Genomic DNA, 21,422 nt, shown 5'->3' on the forward strand with positions numbered 1-21,422 from the left:
AGGGGCTGGGGGTGGGTTGGTCCGCGAGGAAGGGTGAGCGTTCCACAACCGGCCTACCCACCCCCGACCCCTCCCTTGTCAGGGAGGGGAGCAAATTTCGTCGGTGTTTTGATTGACCTCAGCGATCCGCTGGCTGGGCCAGACGCGCGATCAGGCCGGCGATTTCGAACACCGTCGTCTCGGGCACCAGCGACAGTGCCGGGGCCATCGCGGCGAGGGCGCGCGCCTTGTCATAGGCGTCGAGCGCGTCCCGCAAGGCCGCGCCGGTGCGGTCCTTTGCGGCGGATGCGATCAGCGCGGGGGCGCGGTCGAGGAAGGCGAGGTAGCGTGGGTGCGCGGTCTTGCCCGACAGCGCCTTGGCGAGCCGGCTGCGGGTGCGGTTGGCGGGATCGCCATCGGCGAGGATGGCCGCCAGATCGCGGTCGAGCGCGGCGATCGACAGGCCGGCATATTGCAGAGCGCGGCCGGGCGAGCCTTCGGCCGCCGCGACCAGCGCCGCTATTTCGTCGTCGGGCGTGTCGGGCAGGTGATCGCGGATCACCGCGCCGACGTCGTGATCCTCGAGCGGGTCGAAGCGCAACTGGCGGCAGCGCGAGCGGATCGTGGGGAGTAGGCGGCCGGGCGCATGGCTGACGAGCAGGAACACCGTGCCGGGAGGCGGCTCCTCGAGGTTCTTGAGCAGCGCGTTGGCCGCACCGCGTTCGAGATCGTCGATCGCGTCGATCACCACCACGCGCCGTTCGCCGGGTTCGAGCGAGCGGGCGAACAGCGGTTGGAGAGCGCGGACCTGCTTGATGACGATGCTGCGCGCGATGTCCTGATCGGGCTTGTCGGGGTCCTTGGGCAAGCGGACCAGTTCGCGATAACCATGGTGCGCGCCGGCGGCGATTATCGCTTCCGTCCGCTCGCGTCCCTCACGGGCGGCGAGCAGGTCGATCGCGGTCTGGCGCGCGAAACTGGCCTTGCCGACGCCCTCGGGGCCGGTCAGCAGCCATGCGTGGTGGAGCGCGCCGCTGGCGGTCGCGGCGGCGAAGGCCGCGCGGGCGGCGGCGTTGCCGCGCAGGGTCATGGCAGCAGGTCGGCGAGCGCTTCCATCAGCCGCGCGGTCACGGTTTCGGGCGCGCCGCCGGCATCGATCCGCCGGACGCGGTCGGATTCGCTGGCGGCGATGCGATCGAAGGTGGCGACGACCGAGCGGTGGAAATCGCTGTCGCGCGCGGCGAAGCGATCGGCATCGTCGCCGTCGCGCGCCCTGGCGCGGGCGTCGCCCTGCCCCTCTGGCAGGGTCAGCAGCAGCGTGCGATCGGGCAGCAGGCCGCGCGAGCCGAAGGCGTGGAGCGCGAGGATCGCCGCATCGTCGATCCCCTGCGCCCCCTGATAGGCGCGGGTGCTGTCGAGGAAGCGGTCGCACACGACCCAGCTTCCGGCATCGACCAGCGGGCGGATGACCTTTTCGACATGATCGGCGCGGGCGGCGGCGAACAGCAGCGCCTCGGCATGCGCGCTCCAGCGGCGGACATCGCCCTGCATCAACAGGGCGCGGATCGCCTCCGCGCCCTCGCTGCCGCCCGGTTCGCGGGTCAGCACGGCGTGGAGCCCGCGTGCTTCCAACGCGGCGACGAGGGCGCGGGCCTGGGTCGACTTGCCGACCCCCTCCCCGCCCTCCAGCGTCAGGAAGCGCCCCGCGCTCAAGCGAACAGGCCGGTCAGCCCTGCCCAGACGCGGCCGAAGAAGCCGGCCTCGGCGACGGCGCTCTCGGCGACCAGCGGCATGCGCTGTTCACCGGTATCGGGCGAGGTGATGACGAGGTCGGCGATATGCTGGCCCTTGGCGATCGGGGCCTTGATCGGGCCGTTGTAGACGACCTTGGCGGTCATCGGGCTGTTGGTGCCCGCCGGCATGGTGACGGTCAGCGCGCGCGGCGCGACGAGCCCGACCTGGTTGACGTTTCCCATCTGCACATCGGCGGTCTCGACCCGCTTGCCTGCCGCGACGATCGGGCGCGCGCGCCATGCGCCGAAGCCCCAGTTCATGAACTTGACCGATTCGCTGGCGCGCTGGTTGAAGCTGGTCAGCCCGGCGAGCACCATCACGAGGCGGCGGCCGTCCTGTTCGGCGGAACCGGTGAAGCCATAGCCCGCTTCCTCGGTATGGCCGGTCTTGAGGCCGTCGGCGCCGCGCACCTTGCCGAGCAGCGGGTCGCGGTTCGCCTGGGTAATGGCGCTGCCGCTGCCCAGCGTCTTGCCCCAGGTGAAGTTTTCCTTGGAATAGAATTGCTTGTAGAGCTGCGGATGGTTCTGGATCGTGGCGGAGGCGAGCTTCGCCAGATCGCGCGCGGTGACATAGGTGCGGCCTTCGTCGGGCCAGCCGTTCGAGGTGCCGAAGTGACTGTTGGTGAGGCCCAGTTCCTTGGCGCGCTGGTTCATCAGGTTGGTGAAGGCTTCCTCCGACCCGGCGATCTTTTCGGCGAGCACGACGCAGGCGTCGTTCCCCGACAGGACGACGATGCCGTAGAGCAGGTTCTCGACGCTGACGTTCTCGTTCACCGACAGAAACATCGTCGAGCCGGCCTGCGGGCCGTGCCATTTGCGCCACGTTTCGGGCGAGACGAGCGCGGTGTCGCTGAGTTTCAGATCGCCCTTCTTGATGAGGTCGAACGCGACATAGGCGGTCATCATCTTGGCCATCGATGCCGGCGGCATCCGCCGATCGGCATCCTTGGCGAAGAGCGTCGCGCCCGACGACAGGTCGGTCATGAACGCGACCGGGGCCGGCGTCTCGAACGTCGGGGCAGCGGCGATGCCCGGGGTGGCGACGGCAAGGGCGACGATGCTCGACAGGGCGATTGTACGCATGGTGGGATACGCTTCCGTTTGGACGTTAGTTTGGGGCGATCGTCCGCGCGTCGCCGAAGCCGCGCCGGACCAGCGAGGCACGGGCGGTATCGGCGGCGGCGCGGGTGGCGAACGGGCCGGCCTGGACCCGGTACAGCGTGCCCGTGCGTCGCACAACGCCGCCGACCGAATTTGCCAGTTGTTCGGCGCGCGGACCATCGGACAGCGCGGCGACCTGCACGAACCACTGGCCGGTTGCCGGGGCAACGGCGACAGGTGCCGCGGGGCGGAACGGCTTGGGCGTGCGGGCGGGGGGCGAGACGCTCGCGCGCAGCATCTCGCGCGACGGGCGGACGGGCGTCGGCAGGCGGCGGCGCAGTGCCACCAGCAGCGGCTGCGGCGCATCGAGCCTAGCGACCACGCCGCCGGCGCGCAGCACCGTCTGATCCTGCGGCGTGGGCGTAACCGGGCGGATGCGGACCGCGACCAGCGCAACCTCCGGCAGCCCCAGCGCGGCGGCGGCGGCGCCCGACAGATCGGCGACGCGATCGGGCGGGAGCGGCGCGCCGGCCTTCACAGCCGCGAGGATGATCCGCCCGGTGTCGAGCGCGGTCACTTCGACGAAGCTGTCGGGGGCGAGCGAGCGATGGACGACGAACACGCCGCTCCCGTCGGTCCGCCCGGCCCGGCCGATGTCGTCGAGCCGTGCTTCGTGGACCGGTGGCGCGTCCTGCGCCCCGGCCGCGAGCGCGACGATCATCAGCGGCACCATCACCGCGCGACCTCATCGGCCAGCAACCCGACCGACAGCGCGTAGAAATTGGAGCAGTTATAGTCGAGGATCACGCGGTAGTTGCCGGTCAGCAGATAGGCGGTGGCGCCGGGGCCATCGGGTTCGATCAGCGTCGCCTGCACCGCGTCGTCGTAGCGCCGACCATCCTGCGGCGTGACGCCGAGCGAGCGCCATTCGCCGAGCGTCCGCCATTGGCTGTGCCGTTCGAACACGCGCGGGCAGCGCGGCGAGAGCGAGCGTGGCGTCAGGACCCCCCGGTCGAAGCCCGAAGGCACCGCGACCGCGAACCCCCATGGCTGACCGGAACGCCAGCCGGCGTTGAGGAAATAGTTCGCGATCGAGGCCAGCGTGTCGGCCTCGTTCGACCAGATGTTGGCGATACCGTCGCCATCGCCGTCGCGGGCCAGGCGCAGGTAGATCGACGGCAGGAACTGCGGATAGCCGAAGGCCCCGGCCCAGCTCCCCTTCAACCGGTCGCGCGGCACGCCGCGATCGATCATCTTGAGCGTCGCGATGAATTCCGGCTCGAACAGCGCGCGGCGGCGGCCTTCGTAGGCGAGCGTCGCAAGGCTGCGCGGCAGATCGAAGTCGCCGGTATAGCTGCCGTAATTCGTTTCATGGCCCCAGATCGCGACCATGATCTCCTCGGGAACCCCAGTTTCGCGCTCGATCGCCGCCAGCCGGCCGCGCTGCGCGCGATAGGCGGTGCGCCCGCGCGTGATCCGCGCGGTATCGACATGGCGCGCCTTGTAGGGCGCGAAGCGCGGAACCGCGCTGGTCGACGACGTGCCCGGCTGTTGCCGGTCGAGTTCGACGACGCGCGGATTGTAGGTGAGCGTCGGCAGCACCGAATCGATCGTCGCCTGGCGCACACCGTCGGCCCGCGCGCGGACCGCCACGCCCTGAAGATATGCCTGAAACCCGCTTTCGTCCTGTGCCGATGCCGATGCACCGGCCGTAAGGGCAAGAAGCGCGGCAAACCCCGTCCTGAAGATACGCATTACCCGGTCTCCCGCCATGGCGCAGTCTTGGCACAGGCGGCGGGGCGGATGAACCCCTCTTGTTTGCGACGGGGCTTGCGCGATGCGCCGCACCGGTTCTAGGCAGCGCTGCGATCTGGAAGCGTGTCCGAGTGGTTTAAGGAACCGGTCTTGAAAACCGGCGAGCGGGCAACCGTTCCGTGGGTTCGAATCCCACCGCTTCCGCCATCGCTGCATGGCCGCGTGATGGTCAGGCCGGCGACGACACCGGTCGCACCGATCTCAGCAGCGCTCCAGCATCAGGGCGATGCCCTGTCCGACGCCGATGCACATGAACGCCATGGCGTAGCGACCGCCGGTACGATGCAGTTCCTCCGCCGCCGTCATCGCGATGCGCGCGCCGGACATGCCGAGCGGATGCCCAAGCGCGATCGCACCGCCGTTGCGGTTCACCCGCGGATCGTCGGTGGCGATGTTCAGGTCGCGCAAGGTCGCGATCGCCTGCGCGGCGAAGGCTTCGTTGAGTTCGATGACGTCGAGCTGGTCGAGACGCACGCCGGTGATCCGGCACAGCTTGCGCGCCGCCTCGATCGGTCCTGCCCCCATGATCCGGGGCGCGATTCCAGCCGAAGCCATCCCCAGGATGCGCGCGCGCGGGATCAGGCCGTGGCGAGCGGCGGCGGCCCCGGACGCGATCAGCATTGCCGCTGCTCCGTCGTTCAGGCCCGATGCGTTCCCGGCCGTCACCGTACCATCGGGCCGGACGACCGGCCTGAGCCTTGCCAGCGCGTCGAGGCTGGTCGCGCGGGGATGTTCGTCCCGCGCGAAGACGATCGGATCGCCTTTGCGTTGCGGGATCGTGACCGGCACGATCTCGACGGCCATCCGTCCGCCGGCGATGGCCGCAGCGGCCTTTTGCTGGCTGGCCAGTGCGAAACGGTCCTGATCCTCGCGGCTTACCTGCCACTGGTCGGCAACATTTTCCGCCGTCTGCGGCATCGTATCGACGCCATAGGCCGCTTTCATCGCCGGGTTGACGAACCGCCAGCCGAGCGTCGTGTCCTCGACCTGCTGTGCGCGGTCGAAGGCGGTGCCGGCCTTGCCCATCACATAGGGCGCACGGGTCATGCTCTCGACGCCGCCGGCGATGACGAGGCCGGCGTCGCCACAGCGGATCGCCTGCGCCGCGTTGCCGACCGCGTTCAGCCCCGATCCGCACAGCCGGTTGATCGTGCCGCCGGGAACCATGTCGGGCAGGCCGGAGAGCAGCACCGCCATGCGCGCGACGTTGCGATTGTCCTCGCCCGCCTGATTGGCGCAGCCGAGCAGCACGTCGTCGACCGCTTCCCAGTCGACCGAGGCGTTGCGCTCGACCAGTGCGCGCAGCGGGATCGCCGCCAGATCATCGGCGCGGACGCCCGACAGCGCGCCATTCAACCGGCCGATGGGCGTGCGGATCGCGTCGCAGAGATAGGCGTCGGGCATCAGGCGTCCTGTTCGAGCATGGCGATGATCTTTTGCGCTTCGGCGAAACCGGTGTTCGCGGCGGGCACCCCGGCATAGATCGCGGTCTGCATCAGCACTTCCTTGAGCTCGTCGGTGGTGAAGCCGCCCTCGCGAAGCCCGGCGCGGACGTGCAGCGCGAATTCCTCCCACCGGCCGAGCGCACAGGTGATGGCGAGGACGAGGAGGCGGCGGGTCCGGTCGTCGAGGCCGGGGCGGCCCCAGATCTCGCCCCATGCGATGCGCGTAATCATCGCCTGGAAATCGGCGGTGAACGGGGTGCGCTTCGCGAGGCTGGCATCGACCCACGCATCGCCCAGCACCCGGCGACGGTTAAGCAGGCCGGCGTCGAACAACGTGTCGGCCGCCGCATTCACCGCGTCGTCACCGTCGAGGAAGCCGCGCAGCGCGCTCGCCAGCGCCGCCGGTGCCTCGATCGGCGGCAGATGCGCGCCTTCGATACCGACGTGTCGCGCGCCGGGGATGGTCAGGAGATGCTCGCCATGCCCGGCATAGGGGGTCGAGACGTCGAGCATCGCGGTCACGACCAGCGTCGGCACGGCGATCGCGGCGATCCGCCCGGCCAGCGCCATATCGCGGATCGCCGCGCCCGCCCCGGCATAGCCGGCATCGGCCTGTCGCACGATGCCGTCGCGCAGGGTTTCGGCGATCCCGGGGTGGCGCGCCGCGAAACCGGACGACAGGAACCGCCCCACCGCCATGGCGGCGATGGCGGCGGTGCCCTGCGCGCGCACCGTGTCGATCCGCGTCTGCCACGCGGCGGGGTCCATCGTCGCCGAGGTACAGATCAGCGCCAGCGCCGACACCCGGTCGGCATGATCGAGCGCCAGTTGCATGGCGACCATGCCCCCCAGCGACACGCCCGCCACCGCCGCCCGTGCGATCCCGGCATCGTCCATGACGCCGACGACATCGTCGGCCAGCATCGACAGGCTGTAATCGCCGTCCGGCGCATCCGACCCGCCCGCCCCGCGCGTGTCGATGCGCAGCAGGCGGAAGGCGGGGAGCAGTAACGGGACGGTGCGGTCCCACAGCGACAGGTCGGTGCCGATCGAGTTGAGCAGCACCAGCACCGGCCGGTCGGCCGCCCCCTCCAGCCGCCAGTGCAGCCGCACGCCACCCCAAATCGTCATGGCCATCGCGTCAGTCCTTCCCGTCCGCCAGCAGATCGGCGATGATCGCCGCGCTCTCGCCGATGTCATCGCCGACCGCCGCCGTGGCGAGGTTGCGCGCGATGGCGGCTTCGTCGATCTCCAGCCCTTCGGCGACGACCGCCAGCGCAGCGGCGCTGCCCGACGCGAGCAGGAACAGGTCGGCGAGCACCGGCCCCTCGGCCTGCCAGCCGCCGATGCCCCGTTCCGCTTCCTGTGGCAGCCCGGCCAGCAGCGACGCGACCAGTCCCGGCGCGCGGATCGCCGCCGACAGCGCGACCTGACAGCCGGTCGGGTTGCGTTTGTGGGCCATCACCGACGATCCGCCGCGTCCGGCGACCAGCGGCTCGCGCGCCTCGCCGATGCCGTTCTGCGCCAGCAGCGCGACGTCGCGCGCCAGCTTGCCGAGCGCGCCGATCAGGATGCCCAGCGCCGCGCCGATCGCCGCCACGCCGGTGCGGCGCGCGTGCCATGGGGCGGCAACGCCAAGCCCGAGGGCATCGGCGACCTGCGCCGCGATCGCAGCACCCCTGCCATCCAGTCCGGCGCGTGTCCCCGCCGCACCGCCCAGTTGCACGACCGCATGGGTCCCGACCGCCGCGTCGAGCATCGCCAGCGCATCGTCGATCCCCCGCGCCGCCTGCGCCAGTCGCAGCCCGAAGGCGACCGGCATCGCATCCTGCAACAGCGTCCGCCCGATCGCCGGCCGTTCGGCATGGACACGCGCCACCCTCGCCAGCGCATCGCGCACCCGCTGGCCGTCCTTCGCCAGCAGGCGATGTGCCGCGCGGACCTGAATCATCAGTACGGTATCGGCGACATCCTGGCTGGTCGCGCCGTGGTGCAGCGCCATTGCCGCCGCCCCGCCGACCATCGCCCGCAGCCGCGCGACGAGCGGTATCGCGAGCGTGCCGGCCAGCGCCGCTTCCCCGGCCAGTTCCGCCGCATCGATCCGCGCCGGATCGACGCCGGCCACGATCGCATCGGCCAGTTCGGGGGCGATCACGCCGTGCGCCGCCTGCGCCCGCGCCAGCGCGGTTTCGAAGGCGCAGCCATGGGCGATGGTCGCGGCATCGTCGAACACCGCGATCATGGCCGCCGTCGCGGCGGGGCGGAGGCGCAGTAGGTCGCTCACAGGTCGAAGAACACTGTTTCGCGCGGCCCCTGCAATACGAAATCGAGCGTCCAGACGCCGTCGCCTGTTGCCGTGGCGATCAGCGTGTGGCGGCGCTCCGCCGGCACCAGCGACAGGATCGTGTCCCCCGCTTCCGATCCGGCGAAATACAGCCGCGTCGCCAGCCGCCTGATGAGCCCGCGCGCAAAGATCGACACCGCGACATGCGGCGCATGGCCGGGGCCGATCGCGCCGGGCAGGATCGTGCGGAACCGATAGCTGCCGTCTGCGGCGGTCGCGGCACGGCCGAAGCCGACGAAATGCGGATCGGCGTCTGGCTCGCCATGATAGCGACCGGCGGCATCGGCCTGCCAGATTTCGAGCATCGCGTCCGGCACCGGCGCGCCCTCGCCATCGACCACGCGGCCGGTGAGGTCGATCGCTTCGCCCGCCGGCGTACCGGTGGGGGAGGACAGGTTCAGCACATAGTGCGCCTCGGGAAACAGGTCGGGGCGCGCACCCATGTCCGACTTGCCCACCAGATCGGCGCCGCCCTTCCACGGCAGGCCGTAATGGAAGAAGGGGCCGACCGTCTGGCTGGGGGTCTGGCCGAACAGCGCCGGATCCTGATTGTCGGCGCGCGGTGCGGGACGGCGGTCGGCGACGTCAATGGTCATGGTCGTCCTCCTCGAACGGCGTCTGTTCGCGGCCCTTCAATACCACGTCGAAGCGATAGCCGAGCGCCCGGTTCGGCTCGGTCACGCCCATGTTGAACCGCGCGACCAGCCGCTGGCGATAGGGCATCGGCACGGCGTTCGCGATCGGATCGATCTCGATCAGCGGATCGTCGGGGAAATAGAGCTGCGTCACCAGCCGCGTCGCGAACGCCGGCCCCAGCAGCGACAGATGGATATGCGCCGGCCGCCACGCATTATGGTGATTGCCCCATGGATAGGCCCCCGGCCGGATGGTGACGAAGCGATAGCATCCTTCCGCATCGGTCACGACGCGACCCGCGCCGGTGAAATTGGGGTCGTGCGGCGCGTCCCACTGGTCCTTCGCATGGATGTAGCGCCCGGCGGCATTGGCCTGCCAGATTTCCATCACCGTGTCCGGCACGGCGCGGCCATCCTCATCGAGCACGCGGCCGGCGACGATGATCCGCTGCCCCTGCGCCACGCCGCCGTGCTGCGTGGTCAGATCGACGAGTGCCGGCCCCATCAGCCGGTCCCAGCCCGCCGGGCCGGTCGTCTCGGTCCGGGTCTGCGGCACCCGCAACGGCGGGTGCAGCGGCGCGCGGGTGCGGGTCGAGCCGTACTCGGGGAACAGCGACGGCGGCGCCCCGGCATCGTCACGCCTGTAGGTCATGCGGCGAGGTCCGCGCCGGTTCTGGCGCGCACGTCGTCGGCCGTGACGCCGGGCGCGCATTCGATCAGCCGCAGGCCGGGCTTGTCGCAGGCGATGACGGCAAGGTCGGTGATGATGAGATCGACGCAGGCCCTGCCGGTCAGCGGCAGCGTGCAGGCGGGCAGGATCTTCGGGTCGCCATGCTTCGACACATGGTCCATCACCACGACGACGCGCCGCACGCCGGCGACGAGGTCCATCGCCCCGCCCATGCCCTTCACCATCTTGCCCGGAATTGTCCAGTTGGCGAGATCGCCCGCCGCCGACACTTCCATCGCGCCGAGGATCGCCATGTCGATATGCCCGCCGCGGATCATCGCGAAGCTGTCGGCGCTGGAGAAGAAGCTGGAGGTCGGCAGCGCGGTGATCGTCTGCTTGCCGGCGTTGATGAGGTCGGGGTCGGCCTCCCCCGCATAGGGGAACGGGCCGATGCCGAGCATGCCGTTTTCCGACTGGAGCGTCACCTCGATACCCGGCGGCACATGGTTGGCGACCAGCGTGGGGATGCCGATGCCGAGATTGACGTAGAACCCGTCCTGCAATTCGCGCGCGGCGCGGGCGGCCATCTCGTCGCGGGTCCAGCCCATCATCCGTCCTCCCGTTCGCGCACCGTCAGCTTCTCTATGCGCTTCTCGTTGATCGTGCTTTTGACGATACGGTCGACATAGATGCCCGGCGTGTGGATGCAGTCGGGGTCGAAGCTGCCTTCGGGCACGATTTCCTCGACTTCCACCACCGTCACCCTGCCGGCAGTCGCCATGGTCGGGTTGAAGTTGCGCGCGGTCTTGCGGAACATCAGGTTGCCCGCCGGATCGGCCTTCCATGCCTTCACGATCGACAGGTCGGCGCGCAGCCATGTCTCGCGGACATAGTCCTCGCCCTCGAACGTCTCGACCGGCTTGCCCTCGGCGACGACCGTGCCGACGCCGGTTTTGGTGTAAAAGGCGGGAATGCCCGCCCCGCCCGCGCGGATGCGTTCGGCGAGCGTCCCTTGCGGGTTCAATTCCAGTTCCAGTTCGCCCGAGAGATATTGCTGCTCGAACAGCTTGTTCTCACCGACATAGCTTGCGATCATCTTCGCGACCTGCCGGCTTTCCAGCAGCATCCACAGGCCGAACCCATCGGCCCCGGCATTGTTCGAGATGACCGTCAGCCGCTGCACGCCGTTGCTGCGGATTTCGGGGATCAGGCTCTCAGGGTTGCCCGACAGGCCGAACCCGCCCGACATGATCGTCATCCCGTCGAACAACAGCCCGTCGAGCGCCGCCGCCGGGGTATCATAGATCTTGCGCTTCATGCCGCCTCCAGCGGTAGGCCGACGTAATTCTCGGCAAGGGTACGCTGCGCGGCGGGCGAGCCGCGCAGATAGTCCAGTTCGGCCATCTGGATGCGCCGGTCGAAGCCATCCATGGTCGGGAACCGATGCGTGACCGAGGTGAACCACCACGAGAAACGCTCGGCCTTCCACACCCGCGCCAGCGCGCGCGCCGAATAGCCGTCGATGCCGGCATCGCTGCGCTCGCGGTAGCGTTCGGCCAGCGCCTCGCCCAGCATCGTCACGTCGGACACGGCGAGGTTCATGCCCTTGGCACCCGTTGGCGGCACGATATGCGCCGCGTCGCCCGCCAGGAACAGCCGGCCCCAGCGCATCGGTTCGGCGACGAACGACCGCAGCGGCGCGATCGACTTTTCGAACGAGGCCCCCCGCGTCACCTTCGCCGCCGTCTCCGGCCCAAGGCGCAGGCAGAGTTCGTCCCAGAAGCGATCGTCGGACCAGTCGGCGACATCCTCGTCCAGCCCGCACTGGATATAATAGCGGCTGCGCGTCGGCGATCGCATCGAGGCGAGCGCGAAGCCGCGTTCGTGATTGGCATAGACCAGTTCATGCTCGGCGGGCGGCACATCGGCCAGCACCCCCAGCCAGCCGAACGGATAGATACGTTCGAACGTGCGCAACACATGGGCGGGGATCGCCTGGCGGGCGACGCCATGATAGCCGTCGCAGCCGACGACGAAATCGCAGTCGAGATGCTGTGTCCCGCCATCCTCACGCCACGTCACGACCGGCCGGTCGCTGTCGAGGCCGGCGAGCGTCACGTTCTTCGCATTCCAGCGAATGTCCAGCCCGCGCGCTCCGGCGGCGTCGAACAGGTCGCGCATGACCTCCTGCTGGCCATAGACGGTGACGGTGGCACCGCCGGTCAGCGCCGCCATGTCGATGCGGAACATGCGCCCGTCGAGCGACACGTTGGTGCCACCATGGACCAGCCCCTCGCGCTCCAGCCGCGCCGACAGGCCAAGGCGCCGCATCAGGTCGACGGTGCCCTGTTCGAGAACGCCGGCGCGCACCCGCCCCTCGACATAGTCGCGGTCGCGGCGTTCGATGACGATGGCGTTGATCCCTTCGGCATGCAGCAGATGGGCAAGGAACATCCCCGCTGGCCCCGCGCCGATGATCGCGACCTGTGTGCGCTGTCGCATCCTGTCCTCTCCCGTCGGCATGTCTGCCGTTCCGGGGAGCATCATGTCGCGTTGGTGCGTGGAGGACGATGGATATGCCGCGCGAAAAGTTGGACGATCCGGTCCTACTTGCGTACACCTGCGGCATGACCGGCGCTTCGGTTCCCAGCTTCTATCTCTACGGCGAACCACACCGGGCGGTGGATGATGGCTTCGTCCATGCCGAACGGCTCGACGATCGCTCACGGCCGAGCGAATGGACGATCCTGCCGCACGCTCATGCCGATCTCGTCCAGTTGTTCGTCGTCGAACAGGGCGGGGGCGAGATGCGCGCGGAGGACGACCGGATGACGGTGACGGCCCCGGCGGTTCTGCTGGTCCCGTCGGGGGTCGTCCACGGCTTTGCATGGCAGCGTGATTCGGTCGGATCGGTCGTCACCCTGTCGGTTCGGCATCTGGCCTTGCTCGACACCCGCTATCCGGGCGTCACGGCGCTGTTCGGGTCCGCCCGCGCGATCCCGCTCGACGGCGCGGCATTCCGCGCGGTTCAGGCAAACGTCGCCGCGCTGATGCGCGAATTGGGGTGGGCGGCACCCGGCCATGGTGCCGCCGTCGATGCGGCGCTGCTCGGCATGCTGGTCGAGCTGTGGCGCGCGGGCGGGCCGATCGCGGCCGATGCGGCGGGCATTCCGGGCCAGCAGAGCGCGCTGGTCGCCCGGTTCCGCGCGCGGATCGACGAACGCTTTCGCCTGCGGGAACAGATCGCGGTCCATGCCGCCGCGCTTGGCGTCAGCGAAAGCAGGCTGCGCACCGCCTGCGCGCAGATCGCCGGCCTGTCGCCGGCGGCGATGCTCGACCAGCGCGCCGTGCTCGAGGTCAAGCGCGCGCTGCTCTATACCAACCTGTCGGTCGCCGAGGTCGGCTATGCCGCCGGATTTGCCGATCCCGCCTATTTCACGCGCTTCTTCACCCGTCATGCCGGGATGTCGCCGCGCGTTTTCCGATCGATGGGCAGCGATCGCGGATAGACCGGCCGCCGCCCGCGCGCGGCGGCGGACCGGGGGAGGATCGCCACCACCGGCGGGGGTAATCCTCCCGAATGTTCAGTCGTAGATGGGGCGCAGCACGGTATCGAGGTGGTAGCGCGTCAGCGCCATCGACGCGAGCAGGTCCGGCGATCCGTCATATTCGATCGACATCCAGCCTGTGAACCGATGCTCCTTCAGCAACCGGTACAGCCCTTCGAGGTCGAGCGTGCCGAGCCCCGGTTCCCAGAACCAGCGCGTTCCGTCATCGGTGATCTCCGGGTCCTGCGCATAGCGGACGCTGTCGGGCTGCCGCTGTGATGCGGTGTCCTTCAGATGGAGGGTGCTGATGCGGTCGTGATAGTCGTTGTAGAAGGTCAGCAGATCCTCGCCCATGATCGCCACCTGCGCGGTGTCGAGACAGTAATGGACGTAGCGCGGATCGGTCGATTCGATCAACTCGCGATGGTTGGGCAGGTTGATCGCGCAGAAGAACTCGTTGTGCAGCCCGATTTTTACCCCGTGATCGGTGGCGTAGCGGCCGATCTCGTTCATCACCCTGGCGCATTGCTGCACTTCGTCGCGGCTCAGCGGACCCGAACCGTAATAGTTCTGCGTGGGACAGGTATTCATGTAGCTGCCGCCAAACCGGACGATCGTGTCGACCGCCTCGCGGCCCGAACGAACCGCTTCGTCGAAATGATCGGCCTGGTGCGAGGCGTGTGCCCCGTGGAACATGCCGATCACCTCGACCCCGCGTTCCTTCGCGAACGCCGTGAACTTCTCGGGCGATCCGAACAGCGGCAGGATGTCGGCCAGATCCCATGGCGCGATCTCGATCCCGTCGAAGCCGAGTGCCGCCTGATATTTCAGGATCGTATCCCAGTCCGAATAATAGGCGGTGTTCGTATTGTCCTCATAGTAGAATTCCCGGAAATTATCGATCTTGCGATAGGGAATGCTCTTCCAGTGGCACATGTTGGCGTAGCGGATATTGGGCATCGCGGAGACTCCGTCCGGCTTAATTCTGTAACTGGTTCAGCAGCGCGCGCGTGCGCAGCAACGCCCGGAACGGGTCGCGCGTCTGGCGGGCGCTGCAGATGATCGGCCCGGTATAGCCCGTCCGGTCCAGCAACCCGACGATCGCCGCGAGGTCGATGGCGCCGGTGCCCGGATCGCGGAATAGCTGCGTCGCGCGATGTTCGGGGAATTCCGGGTTGGGCGTCTTCCACGTGTCCGCGGTGTCGACGAAGCTCGTGTCGGTCAGGTGGACGCAGCCGATCCGGTCGCGCTGCGCGGTGATGAACGCCGCCGGATCGATCCCCGCGATCGTCAGGGTCGCGGTATCGACGTCGAGCTTCACGCTGTCGGGCAACCGGTCGAGCAACGCCAGGATGCGTTCGCCGCGGAACACGCTCCAATATTCGTTGCGCAGCACCAGCGCGACGCCCGCCGCCTCCGCCTTTGCCGCAAGGCCGCCGAGCAGGTCGGCCATCCGGTCGGCGAACGCCGCTGCCTTGTCCTCAAGGTCGGGATGATAGTGGGCGATGCGCCCGTAATAGGGCGACGGGCTGATCGCGAGATACCCGGCGTTCAGATCGGCGGCATGGCCCAGCGCTTCTCCCGCGAAATGACCGGTGGCGCCGAAATAGAAATCGAGGTTGGCGTTGCGCATGAACAGGTTGGAATCGAACGTCAGGCCCGTGACCCGATCGATGTCACCCTTCGCCAGCGCCGCGCGATACTTCTCGGCATTCTGGTATTTGGTGTTGACGCAGTAGCGGTTCATCGGAACCCCGCTGCGTCCGCCGAACTGCCATACCGGTTCGTAGGGAATCTCGATCGAACGAAACCCCGCCGCGCCGATCAGGGGATAGAGTTCTTCCCAGAAATACCTGCTTTCGTAGCGGTTGCGATTGGGTTCCTGGTAATGGCGATTGACCAGGTCGAGGCTGATCGCGAATTGATCGCTGTGCATGGATGGATTCCGCAATTGGTGGGCGCGGTCGTTCGCGCCGGGGATCTGGACGGGCCGCGTTGGCGTCAATCGGCGAGCATCCGCCGGGACTGGGCCAGCGACTGTTCCATCGGCATCGTCGGAAAATATTCGAGCCCGATCGCCCCGTCATATCCCAACGCGCGCAGCGTCTGCGTGATCGCGGGCCAGTCGAGCGTGCCGGTGCCCGGTTCGTTGCGGTCGGGCATGTCGGCCACCTGGACATGGCCGACGAGATGGATGCGATCGGCGAGCACCGCGCCCATGTCCTCGCCCATCACCGCGCTGTGCCAGACATCGTAGAGCAGGCGCAGGTTGGGGCTGTTCACCGCTTCGACCAGATCGAGGCCGAGGCTGGTGCTGACCAGATACATGGTCGCGAACAGCCGGGTGTTGAGCGGTTCGAGGAGCAGTTGAACGCCCGCCGCCTCTGCCGCATCGGCCGCGGCGCGCAGCGCGGCGACGGCATTGGCGAAATGCGCTTCCTCGCTCATCCCCTCGACGCGGAAGCCCGACGCGACGATCAGGTCGGGCTTGCCGAGGATGGCCGTCGCCTCGATCGTCTCGCGCACGGCGGCGATCATCGCGTCACGTTCGGCCGGATCGACGATCGAGCGGCGCGGATCGACGCACAGGCTGGTCAGCCGCATGCCCGTTTCGCCGAGCGCGGCGGCCATCGCCTCGATCGGCTTGTCGCGCCACAGGTGGAATTCGGCGAGATCGAACCCGGCGTCCCTTGCGGCGCGCAGCCGCGCGGCAAGATCGCCCGCTTCCGCGAACTGCCATTCGATACAGGACGATAATTGATAGACCGCAGACATAGGACCCTTCCCATTCTACGGCCCCGTGGCGCGCACCGCGCCCGTATGCCTGGCGGGCACCTGCCCGCTATTTTGTGTGTCGTTCCGTACAGGATTCGGTGCGATACGCAAGGTTGCAACCGGGGAAACGCTGTGCCGCCAATGGCATGGCCGTGCGATCGACGGAGCCGATCAAGGCAGCGCCAGCGCATCGTCACCCGTTTTCAGAACAGGATGCCCGCCATCCAGAACGATCCGACGAGTGCGGTCAGTGCGCTGACCGCCATCACCGCGCAGCGTGCATCCTCGAACCGGCGCATGCCGGGTTGATCCTTCGTCCGCATCATCCACTCCCATGGTGGCCGCCCCGGCATCATCCGTCCCGGTGGCGGCAGGTTGATATTCGCTACGCGGTTTCCCGCAGCGGCCGTTCGCCGACGACGCGCAGGCCATAGCCATCGAGGCCGACCAGCGTGTGGTGGGTGTTGGTGAGCAGGACCATGTCCTCGACGCCTAGTTCGTTCAGGATCATCGCGCCGACGCCGTAGTCGCGCAGTTCCTCCATGTCAGGCACCGGCGCGCCGCTGCGGGCATGGATCGCCAGCGTTAGGCCGTCGGGACGCGGACGGTTGATGACCACCACCACGCCCGCGCCTTCCTCGGCGATGATCCGCATCGATCGGCGCAGCAGGCCGCCGCGCTCGCCCCCTTCGCCGAACAGGTCGGCGAACGGCGACAGCGCGTGCATCCGCACCAGCGTCGGCTTGCTCGGATCGATCCGCCCCTTGACCAGCGCGACTTGCTCGCTGCCCGTCGCCTTGTTCCAGAACGACATCGCGCGCCACTCGCCGCCCCACTCGCTCTCGAACACCGTTTCCGCGCGCTTCTCGACCAGATGGTCGTGGCGACGGCGATAGGCGATCAGGTCGCGGATCGTCCCGATCTTGAGCGCATGCAACTGCGCGAAGGCGACGAGGTCGTCCATCCGCGCCATCGTCCCGTCCTCGTTCATGATCTCGCAGATCACGCCCGAGGGATTGAGCCCGGCGAGGCGCGACACGTCGACCGCCGCCTCGGTATGGCCGGCGCGCACCAGCACCCCGCCTTCGCGCGCGACCAGCGGGAACACATGCCCCGGCGTCACGATCTCCGACGCTTCCTTGGCGGCATCGATCGCCACCGCGATGGTCCGCGCACGATCGGCCGCCGAGATGCCGGTCGTCACCCCCTCGCGCGCCTCGATCGAGACGGTGAAGGCGGTTTCGTGCCGCGTGCCGTTGTTGCGCGCCATCAGGTCGAGGCCGAGTTGCTCGACCCGCGCCTTGTTCATCGCGAGGCAGATGAGGCCGCGCCCGTGCCGCGCCATGAAGTTGATCGCATTGGGCGTCGCCATCTGCGCCGGGATGACGAGGTCGCCCTCGTTCTCGCGGTCCTCGTCATCCACCAGGATGAACATCCGCCCGTTGCGCGCCTCGTCGATGATCTCTTCGGGCGACGAGAGGAAGGCGTGGCTCATCGCTGCACCACCCGTTGATCGATCGTGCCGAAAATATCGCCCGCGTGCATGGTCACGCGGTCGCCGAACCGGAGGAACGGGGTCTGCGGCGCCCCATGGTCGATCATCTCGATCGCGCGGCGTTCGGACAGGCAGGTCGAGCCGACCTCGCCATGGTTCGGGTTGGACACGGTGCCCGATCCGATGATCGTGCCCGCGGGCAGATCGCGGGTGCGGGCGGCATGGGCGATCAGGTCGTGGAAGCCATAGGCCATCGCATCGCCGGCCGGGCTGCCGAACCACCGTCCGTTGACCTCGACGGTCAGCGACAGGCAGACGCGGCCGTCGACCCATGCCCCGCCCAGAGCGTCGGGCGTCACCGCAAAAGGGGCAACCGAACAGGCGGGCTTGGCCTGGACCCAACCGAAGCCCGTCTTCATCTCGACGGGTGCGATCGCGCGCAGCGACCAGTCGTTGAGCAGCAGGACGAGGCGGATGTGGCCGAGCGCGTCGGCGGGGGTGCATCCCATCGGCACGTCGCCGGTGACGACCGCGAACTCGCCTTCGAAATCGATGCCGTCCGCCTCGCTCGGGAACGGCACGTCCTCGCGTCCCGACAGGAAGCGGTGCGACATGCCCTGATACATCAGCGGCTTGTCGGTTTCGATCGGCGGGAGCCGGAACGCCTGCTGCATCAGTTCGCCGTGGGTCGGGAACGCCGAACCGTCGAGCCACTGCCACGCGCGCGGCAGCGGGGCGAGCAGCGTGGCGGGATCGAGCGCCTCACCCTGCCCGGCATCGAGCCGGTCGGCCAGCGCGCGCAACATGGGTTCGCAGCGGCTCCACTGGTCGAGCGCCGATTGCAGCGTACCGTCCGTCGGCAGATAGCGGCTGCCGTCGCCCGACACGACGACCAGCGCCCCGTCGCGGTTGCCGCTGGCGCGGGTCGCGAGCCTCATGCCGCGTCCCCGAGGATCGCGACCGCGCGGCACCAGCCCGCCGACCCGCGCTTCACCTTGACCGGCAGGCACGACACGATGAACCCGGTCGCGGGGAGCTGGTCGAGGTTGGTCAGCTTCTCCATGTGGCAATAACCAATGTCGCGGCCCGCCTTGTGCCCTTCCCAGACCAGCGAATAGTCGCCGGTTTCGGCAACGCGCGCGGCGGTGTGGCCGAACGGCGCATCCCAGCTCCACGCATCGGTGCCGGTGACCCGCACCCCGCGCGACGTCAGGTACATGGTCGCTTCATAGCCCATGCCGCAGCCGCGCCCCAGAAAATCGGGTTGCCCCAGCGCCGCGCCCGCGGCGGTGTTGACCAGCACGATGTCGAGCGGGCGCAGGTCGTGGCCGATCCGCGCCAGTTCGGCCTCGACCTGCGCCGCCGTCACGACATGGCCGTCGGGCAGGTGCCGGAAGTCGAGCTTCACGCCGGGTTGCAGGCACCAGTCGAGCGGCACCTCGTCGATGGTCAGCGCAGGTTTGCCGCCGTCGCCCAAGGCTTCGTCCTGCGTCGGGTGATAATGCCATGGCGCATCGAGGTGCGTGCCGTTGTGGGTCGAGAGCGTCAGCGTCTCCGATGCGGCGAACCCCTGCCCGCCCGCCATCGCATTGGCGGTGATGCCGGGGAAGAACATCGCCGCCTCGGCCACCGTCTCGGCATGGGTCTGGCGGGTAATCGTCGGGCGCATGAACGGCGGGTCGGTGACGACCGCCGGGTCGATCGCGATCGACAGGTCGAGGATGCGTCGGGTCATGCGGTCGCCCCCCCCAGCGTCTCGGCGAACCAGTCGGCCAGCAGGTCGCGACCATAGGCCATGTTGTCCGCCCCGACATGCTCGACCCCGCCTTCGCGTGGCGTGAAGATCACCTTCTCGCGGCGCGGCGAATTGACCAGTTGGTCATAGAGATCATCGGCATAGGCGACGCCGATCTGGCGGTCGTTGGCCCCGTGCGTCACGAGGAACGGCACGCGGATGCGGTCCATATGGCCGTTGAGGTTCATCGCGTCCGAGCGGCTAAGGAAGTCGTCCTGGTCGCTCGCGCCGAACGCCCAGTGGACGTGCTTCCAATAGTGCGGGACCGGGTTCTCGCCCTCGCGCGCCATGCGCCTGTCCTGCACCTCGCGCCAGTTGTGATTGGCGCCCCATACCGCGCCGCTGGCGAAGCGCGGTTCATAGGCGACGGCGCGGGGCGCGAAATGACCGCCCAGCGAAATGCCGGTCATGCCGATACGCTCGGGATCGACATCGGCCTGACCCTCCAGCCAGTCGACCGCCTTGCCCGCCCAGTGTTCGCTGTGCGGATCGACGGGCAGGTCCTGCAACCGCAGCGCCTCGCCCGAGCCGGGCTGGTCGACGCACAGCGTCGAGATGCCCCGCCGTGCCAGTTCGTGCGGCAGCCGCGTCCAGTAGAGCAGCTCCTTGCAGCTATCGAGGCCGTTGCAGAACACCACCACCGGATGCGGCCCGACACCCGGGGCGCGGGTATAGAGCGCGGGCATCGTGCCGGTCGCCAGCGGAATCTCGACCCGTTCGCGGTTCAGCCGGCCCAGCATGGTCGACCGGTCGAACGCCTCGCGCGCCTTGGCATAGGTTTCCGTGCGGCCCGGTGCGCCATGCCCCTGCATCCGCTCGGCGGTGAACAGATAAAGGCTGGCGCGCTCCAGCTTGTTCGACGCCGAGAAGGCGCGGCCCCTGCCCTCGTCCTCGGCGGCGAGGGCGATCAGCTTGGCCCCCATCGCCGCCCACGCCGCCATGAACTGCGGCGTGCCGGCGTCCGCGCCGGTCGCCGCCGCGTCGCTGAGCGGCTGGCACATGTCGATGATCTCACCGAGCTGCGCGCCGCTCTCCATCGCGATCGCGACCGACAGGTTCCATATATAGTTGGGAAACGGTTCGTACAGCGCCATCGCCGTTACACCGCCACCGGCTGGAACAGGCCCGCGTCGGGCTTGGGATGCGGCATGGTCTGCGGACCGCCGACGCCGATGCCCCACTGGTCCATCGTGCCCGGCCCCGGCACATGCACCTGATGCTGATGCTGCTCGAAATCGACATGTTCGAGTTCGGAGGTATATTCAACGGCGAAGCCGTTGGGCGTGGTGAAATAGCTGAAGGTGTTGTTGCCCGCCGTATGCCGCCCCGGTCCCCAGCGAATGTCGGTCCCGGCCTTCTTCAGCCGCCGGATGCCCGCCATCATGTCGTCGAGCGTCAGCATGTCATAGGCGACATGGTTGAGGCACGGCGGTCCGGGGAGGATCGCCAGCCGGTGATGCGCCGTATTGCAGCGCAGGAAGCACATGAAATCGCCCAGCCAGTCCGACACGCGGAACCCCAGCACGTCGGTGAAGAACGCCACCATCGCGCGGTGGTCGGGCGAATGCAGCACGATATGGCTGATCTTCTGCGGAATGCCTTCCCAGCGGGTCAACTGGCGCGGGGTGCGCCGTTCGACCCCGGCCGAAATCTCGAACGGCAGTCCGTCGGGCGAGAAGAAGCGGAAACCATAGCCCCCGCCGAAGGTGGTCAGGCCCCGCGGGGCGAAGATGATGCGGCATCCGGCGGCGACCACCTTGTCGTGCAGCGCATCGACATCGGCATCGCTGTCGGCGGCCAGCGCGATCACGTCGACGCGGTTGGCGTCGTCCTGCCGCAGCCGGACGACGCATGCCTCGTCATGCCCCTCGGCGGCGAAATGGACCATGCCGTCCACCTCGCCCGCCTCGACCAGTTTCCAGTCGTCGCGGTAGAAGGCGCGTTCGGCGGCCAGATCGGCGACGCCATAGCCGACGAAGCGGATTTCGGTAACTCGGGCCATCACGCCCTCCATGGCTGGGTTAGGA

Annotated in this window: 22 protein-coding genes and 1 tRNA gene; 2 read left to right on the plus strand and 21 right to left on the minus strand. The window is 68.6% G+C overall.

Annotated features, from left to right (window positions below; translation table 11 throughout):
- Positions 1-118: 118 nt before the first annotated feature.
- Genes LRA89_RS09415 through LRA89_RS09435 form a run of 5 tightly spaced genes read right to left on the minus strand, consistent with a single transcriptional unit; the run spans position 119 to position 4,628 of the window.
- Positions 119-1,069, minus strand: coding sequence for an AAA family ATPase (locus LRA89_RS09415; protein ID WP_230769936.1), 951 nt, complete (start codon positions 1,067-1,069; stop codon positions 119-121).
- Positions 1,066-1,692, minus strand: coding sequence for a dTMP kinase (gene tmk, locus LRA89_RS09420; RefSeq protein WP_230769937.1), 627 nt, complete (start codon positions 1,690-1,692; stop codon positions 1,066-1,068). Before tmk ends, LRA89_RS09415 begins: the two co-directional genes overlap by 4 nt.
- Positions 1,689-2,855 (minus strand): D-alanyl-D-alanine carboxypeptidase family protein, encoded by a 1,167-nt coding sequence (locus LRA89_RS09425; protein WP_230769938.1) that lies wholly within the window; start codon positions 2,853-2,855, stop codon positions 1,689-1,691. Before LRA89_RS09425 ends, tmk begins: the two co-directional genes overlap by 4 nt.
- 25 nt (positions 2,856-2,880) lie before the next feature.
- A complete protein-coding gene (locus tag LRA89_RS09430) occupies positions 2,881-3,594 on the minus strand; it encodes an SPOR domain-containing protein (RefSeq protein WP_230769939.1) in 714 nt (237 codons plus the stop codon).
- Between the two features lie 11 nt (positions 3,595-3,605).
- Positions 3,606-4,628, minus strand: a complete 1,023-nt coding sequence (locus LRA89_RS09435) for a lytic murein transglycosylase (RefSeq protein ID WP_230769940.1) — start codon at positions 4,626-4,628, stop codon at positions 3,606-3,608.
- A gap of 117 nt (positions 4,629-4,745) precedes the next feature.
- Here LRA89_RS09435 and LRA89_RS09440 point away from each other — a divergent pair.
- Positions 4,746-4,835, plus strand: a tRNA-Ser gene (locus LRA89_RS09440).
- Positions 4,836-4,889: 54 nt separating this feature from the next.
- Here the strand turns inward: LRA89_RS09440 and pcaF are convergent.
- From pcaF to pobA, 8 genes are read right to left on the minus strand one after another with little or no spacing between them, the layout of a single operon-like run.
- Complete coding sequence (gene pcaF, locus LRA89_RS09445) at positions 4,890-6,092, minus strand: 3-oxoadipyl-CoA thiolase (protein WP_230769941.1); 1,203 nt, start codon at positions 6,090-6,092, stop codon at positions 4,890-4,892.
- Positions 6,092-7,270, minus strand: a complete 1,179-nt coding sequence (pcaDC, locus tag LRA89_RS09450; RefSeq protein ID WP_230769942.1) for a bifunctional 3-oxoadipate enol-lactonase/4-carboxymuconolactone decarboxylase PcaDC — start codon at positions 7,268-7,270, stop codon at positions 6,092-6,094. Before pcaDC ends, pcaF begins: the two co-directional genes overlap by 1 nt.
- A 4-nt stretch (positions 7,271-7,274) precedes the next feature.
- A complete protein-coding gene (locus LRA89_RS09455; protein WP_230769943.1) occupies positions 7,275-8,417 on the minus strand; it encodes a lyase family protein in 1,143 nt (380 codons plus the stop codon).
- A complete protein-coding gene (gene pcaG / locus LRA89_RS09460) occupies positions 8,414-9,073 on the minus strand; it encodes a protocatechuate 3,4-dioxygenase subunit alpha (RefSeq protein WP_230769944.1) in 660 nt (219 codons plus the stop codon). Before pcaG ends, LRA89_RS09455 begins: the two co-directional genes overlap by 4 nt.
- The gene (gene pcaH / locus LRA89_RS09465) at positions 9,063-9,764 is read right to left on the minus strand and encodes a protocatechuate 3,4-dioxygenase subunit beta (RefSeq protein WP_230769945.1); all 702 of its coding nucleotides are present in this window, start codon (positions 9,762-9,764) and stop codon (positions 9,063-9,065) included. The genes pcaG and pcaH overlap by 11 nt, the downstream gene beginning before the upstream one ends.
- Entirely contained in the window at positions 9,761-10,390 is a 630-nt protein-coding gene (locus tag LRA89_RS09470) for a 3-oxoacid CoA-transferase subunit B (RefSeq protein ID WP_230770020.1), read from the minus strand. Before LRA89_RS09470 ends, pcaH begins: the two co-directional genes overlap by 4 nt.
- A complete protein-coding gene (locus LRA89_RS09475; RefSeq protein ID WP_230769946.1) occupies positions 10,390-11,100 on the minus strand; it encodes a CoA transferase subunit A in 711 nt (236 codons plus the stop codon). The genes LRA89_RS09470 and LRA89_RS09475 overlap by 1 nt, the downstream gene beginning before the upstream one ends.
- Positions 11,097-12,284: a 4-hydroxybenzoate 3-monooxygenase gene (gene pobA / locus LRA89_RS09480; RefSeq protein WP_230769947.1), complete on the minus strand. Its 1,188-nt coding sequence runs from the start codon at positions 12,282-12,284 to the stop codon at positions 11,097-11,099. Before pobA ends, LRA89_RS09475 begins: the two co-directional genes overlap by 4 nt.
- A 125-nt stretch (positions 12,285-12,409) precedes the next feature.
- Here pobA and LRA89_RS09485 point away from each other — a divergent pair, with 125 nt between their 5' ends.
- Positions 12,410-13,291, plus strand: coding sequence for a helix-turn-helix domain-containing protein (locus LRA89_RS09485; RefSeq protein WP_230769948.1), 882 nt, complete (start codon positions 12,410-12,412; stop codon positions 13,289-13,291).
- A gap of 75 nt (positions 13,292-13,366) precedes the next feature.
- Here LRA89_RS09485 and LRA89_RS09490 read toward each other — a convergent pair whose 3' ends face one another.
- The 8 genes from LRA89_RS09490 to LRA89_RS09525 form a co-directional block, all read right to left on the minus strand.
- The gene (locus LRA89_RS09490; RefSeq protein ID WP_055756193.1) at positions 13,367-14,290 is read right to left on the minus strand and encodes a sugar phosphate isomerase/epimerase family protein; all 924 of its coding nucleotides are present in this window, start codon (positions 14,288-14,290) and stop codon (positions 13,367-13,369) included.
- Between the two features lie 19 nt (positions 14,291-14,309).
- Complete coding sequence (locus tag LRA89_RS09495; protein ID WP_230769949.1) at positions 14,310-15,266, minus strand: sugar phosphate isomerase/epimerase family protein; 957 nt, start codon at positions 15,264-15,266, stop codon at positions 14,310-14,312.
- A gap of 65 nt (positions 15,267-15,331) precedes the next feature.
- Positions 15,332-16,105, minus strand: coding sequence for a sugar phosphate isomerase/epimerase family protein (locus LRA89_RS09500; RefSeq protein ID WP_230769950.1), 774 nt, complete (start codon positions 16,103-16,105; stop codon positions 15,332-15,334).
- 385 nt (positions 16,106-16,490) lie between these two features.
- Positions 16,491-17,600 (minus strand): 3,4-dihydroxy-2-butanone-4-phosphate synthase, encoded by a 1,110-nt coding sequence (gene ribB, locus LRA89_RS09505; RefSeq protein WP_230769951.1) that lies wholly within the window; start codon positions 17,598-17,600, stop codon positions 16,491-16,493.
- A complete protein-coding gene (locus LRA89_RS09510; protein WP_230769952.1) occupies positions 17,597-18,538 on the minus strand; it encodes a fumarylacetoacetate hydrolase family protein in 942 nt (313 codons plus the stop codon). The genes ribB and LRA89_RS09510 overlap by 4 nt, the downstream gene beginning before the upstream one ends.
- Positions 18,535-19,335 (minus strand): cyclase family protein, encoded by an 801-nt coding sequence (locus tag LRA89_RS09515; RefSeq protein ID WP_230769953.1) that lies wholly within the window; start codon positions 19,333-19,335, stop codon positions 18,535-18,537. The genes LRA89_RS09510 and LRA89_RS09515 overlap by 4 nt, the downstream gene beginning before the upstream one ends.
- Entirely contained in the window at positions 19,332-20,489 is a 1,158-nt protein-coding gene (locus LRA89_RS09520) for an alpha/beta hydrolase family protein (protein WP_230769954.1), read from the minus strand. Before LRA89_RS09520 ends, LRA89_RS09515 begins: the two co-directional genes overlap by 4 nt.
- A 5-nt stretch (positions 20,490-20,494) precedes the next feature.
- Positions 20,495-21,397: a VOC family protein gene (locus LRA89_RS09525; protein WP_230769955.1), complete on the minus strand. Its 903-nt coding sequence runs from the start codon at positions 21,395-21,397 to the stop codon at positions 20,495-20,497.
- Between the last annotated feature and the right edge of the window lie 25 nt (positions 21,398-21,422).

It is taken from the genome of Sphingomonas sp. Leaf4 (assembly GCF_920939515.1).
Taxonomy (GTDB): Bacteria; Pseudomonadota; Alphaproteobacteria; order Sphingomonadales; family Sphingomonadaceae; genus Sphingomonas.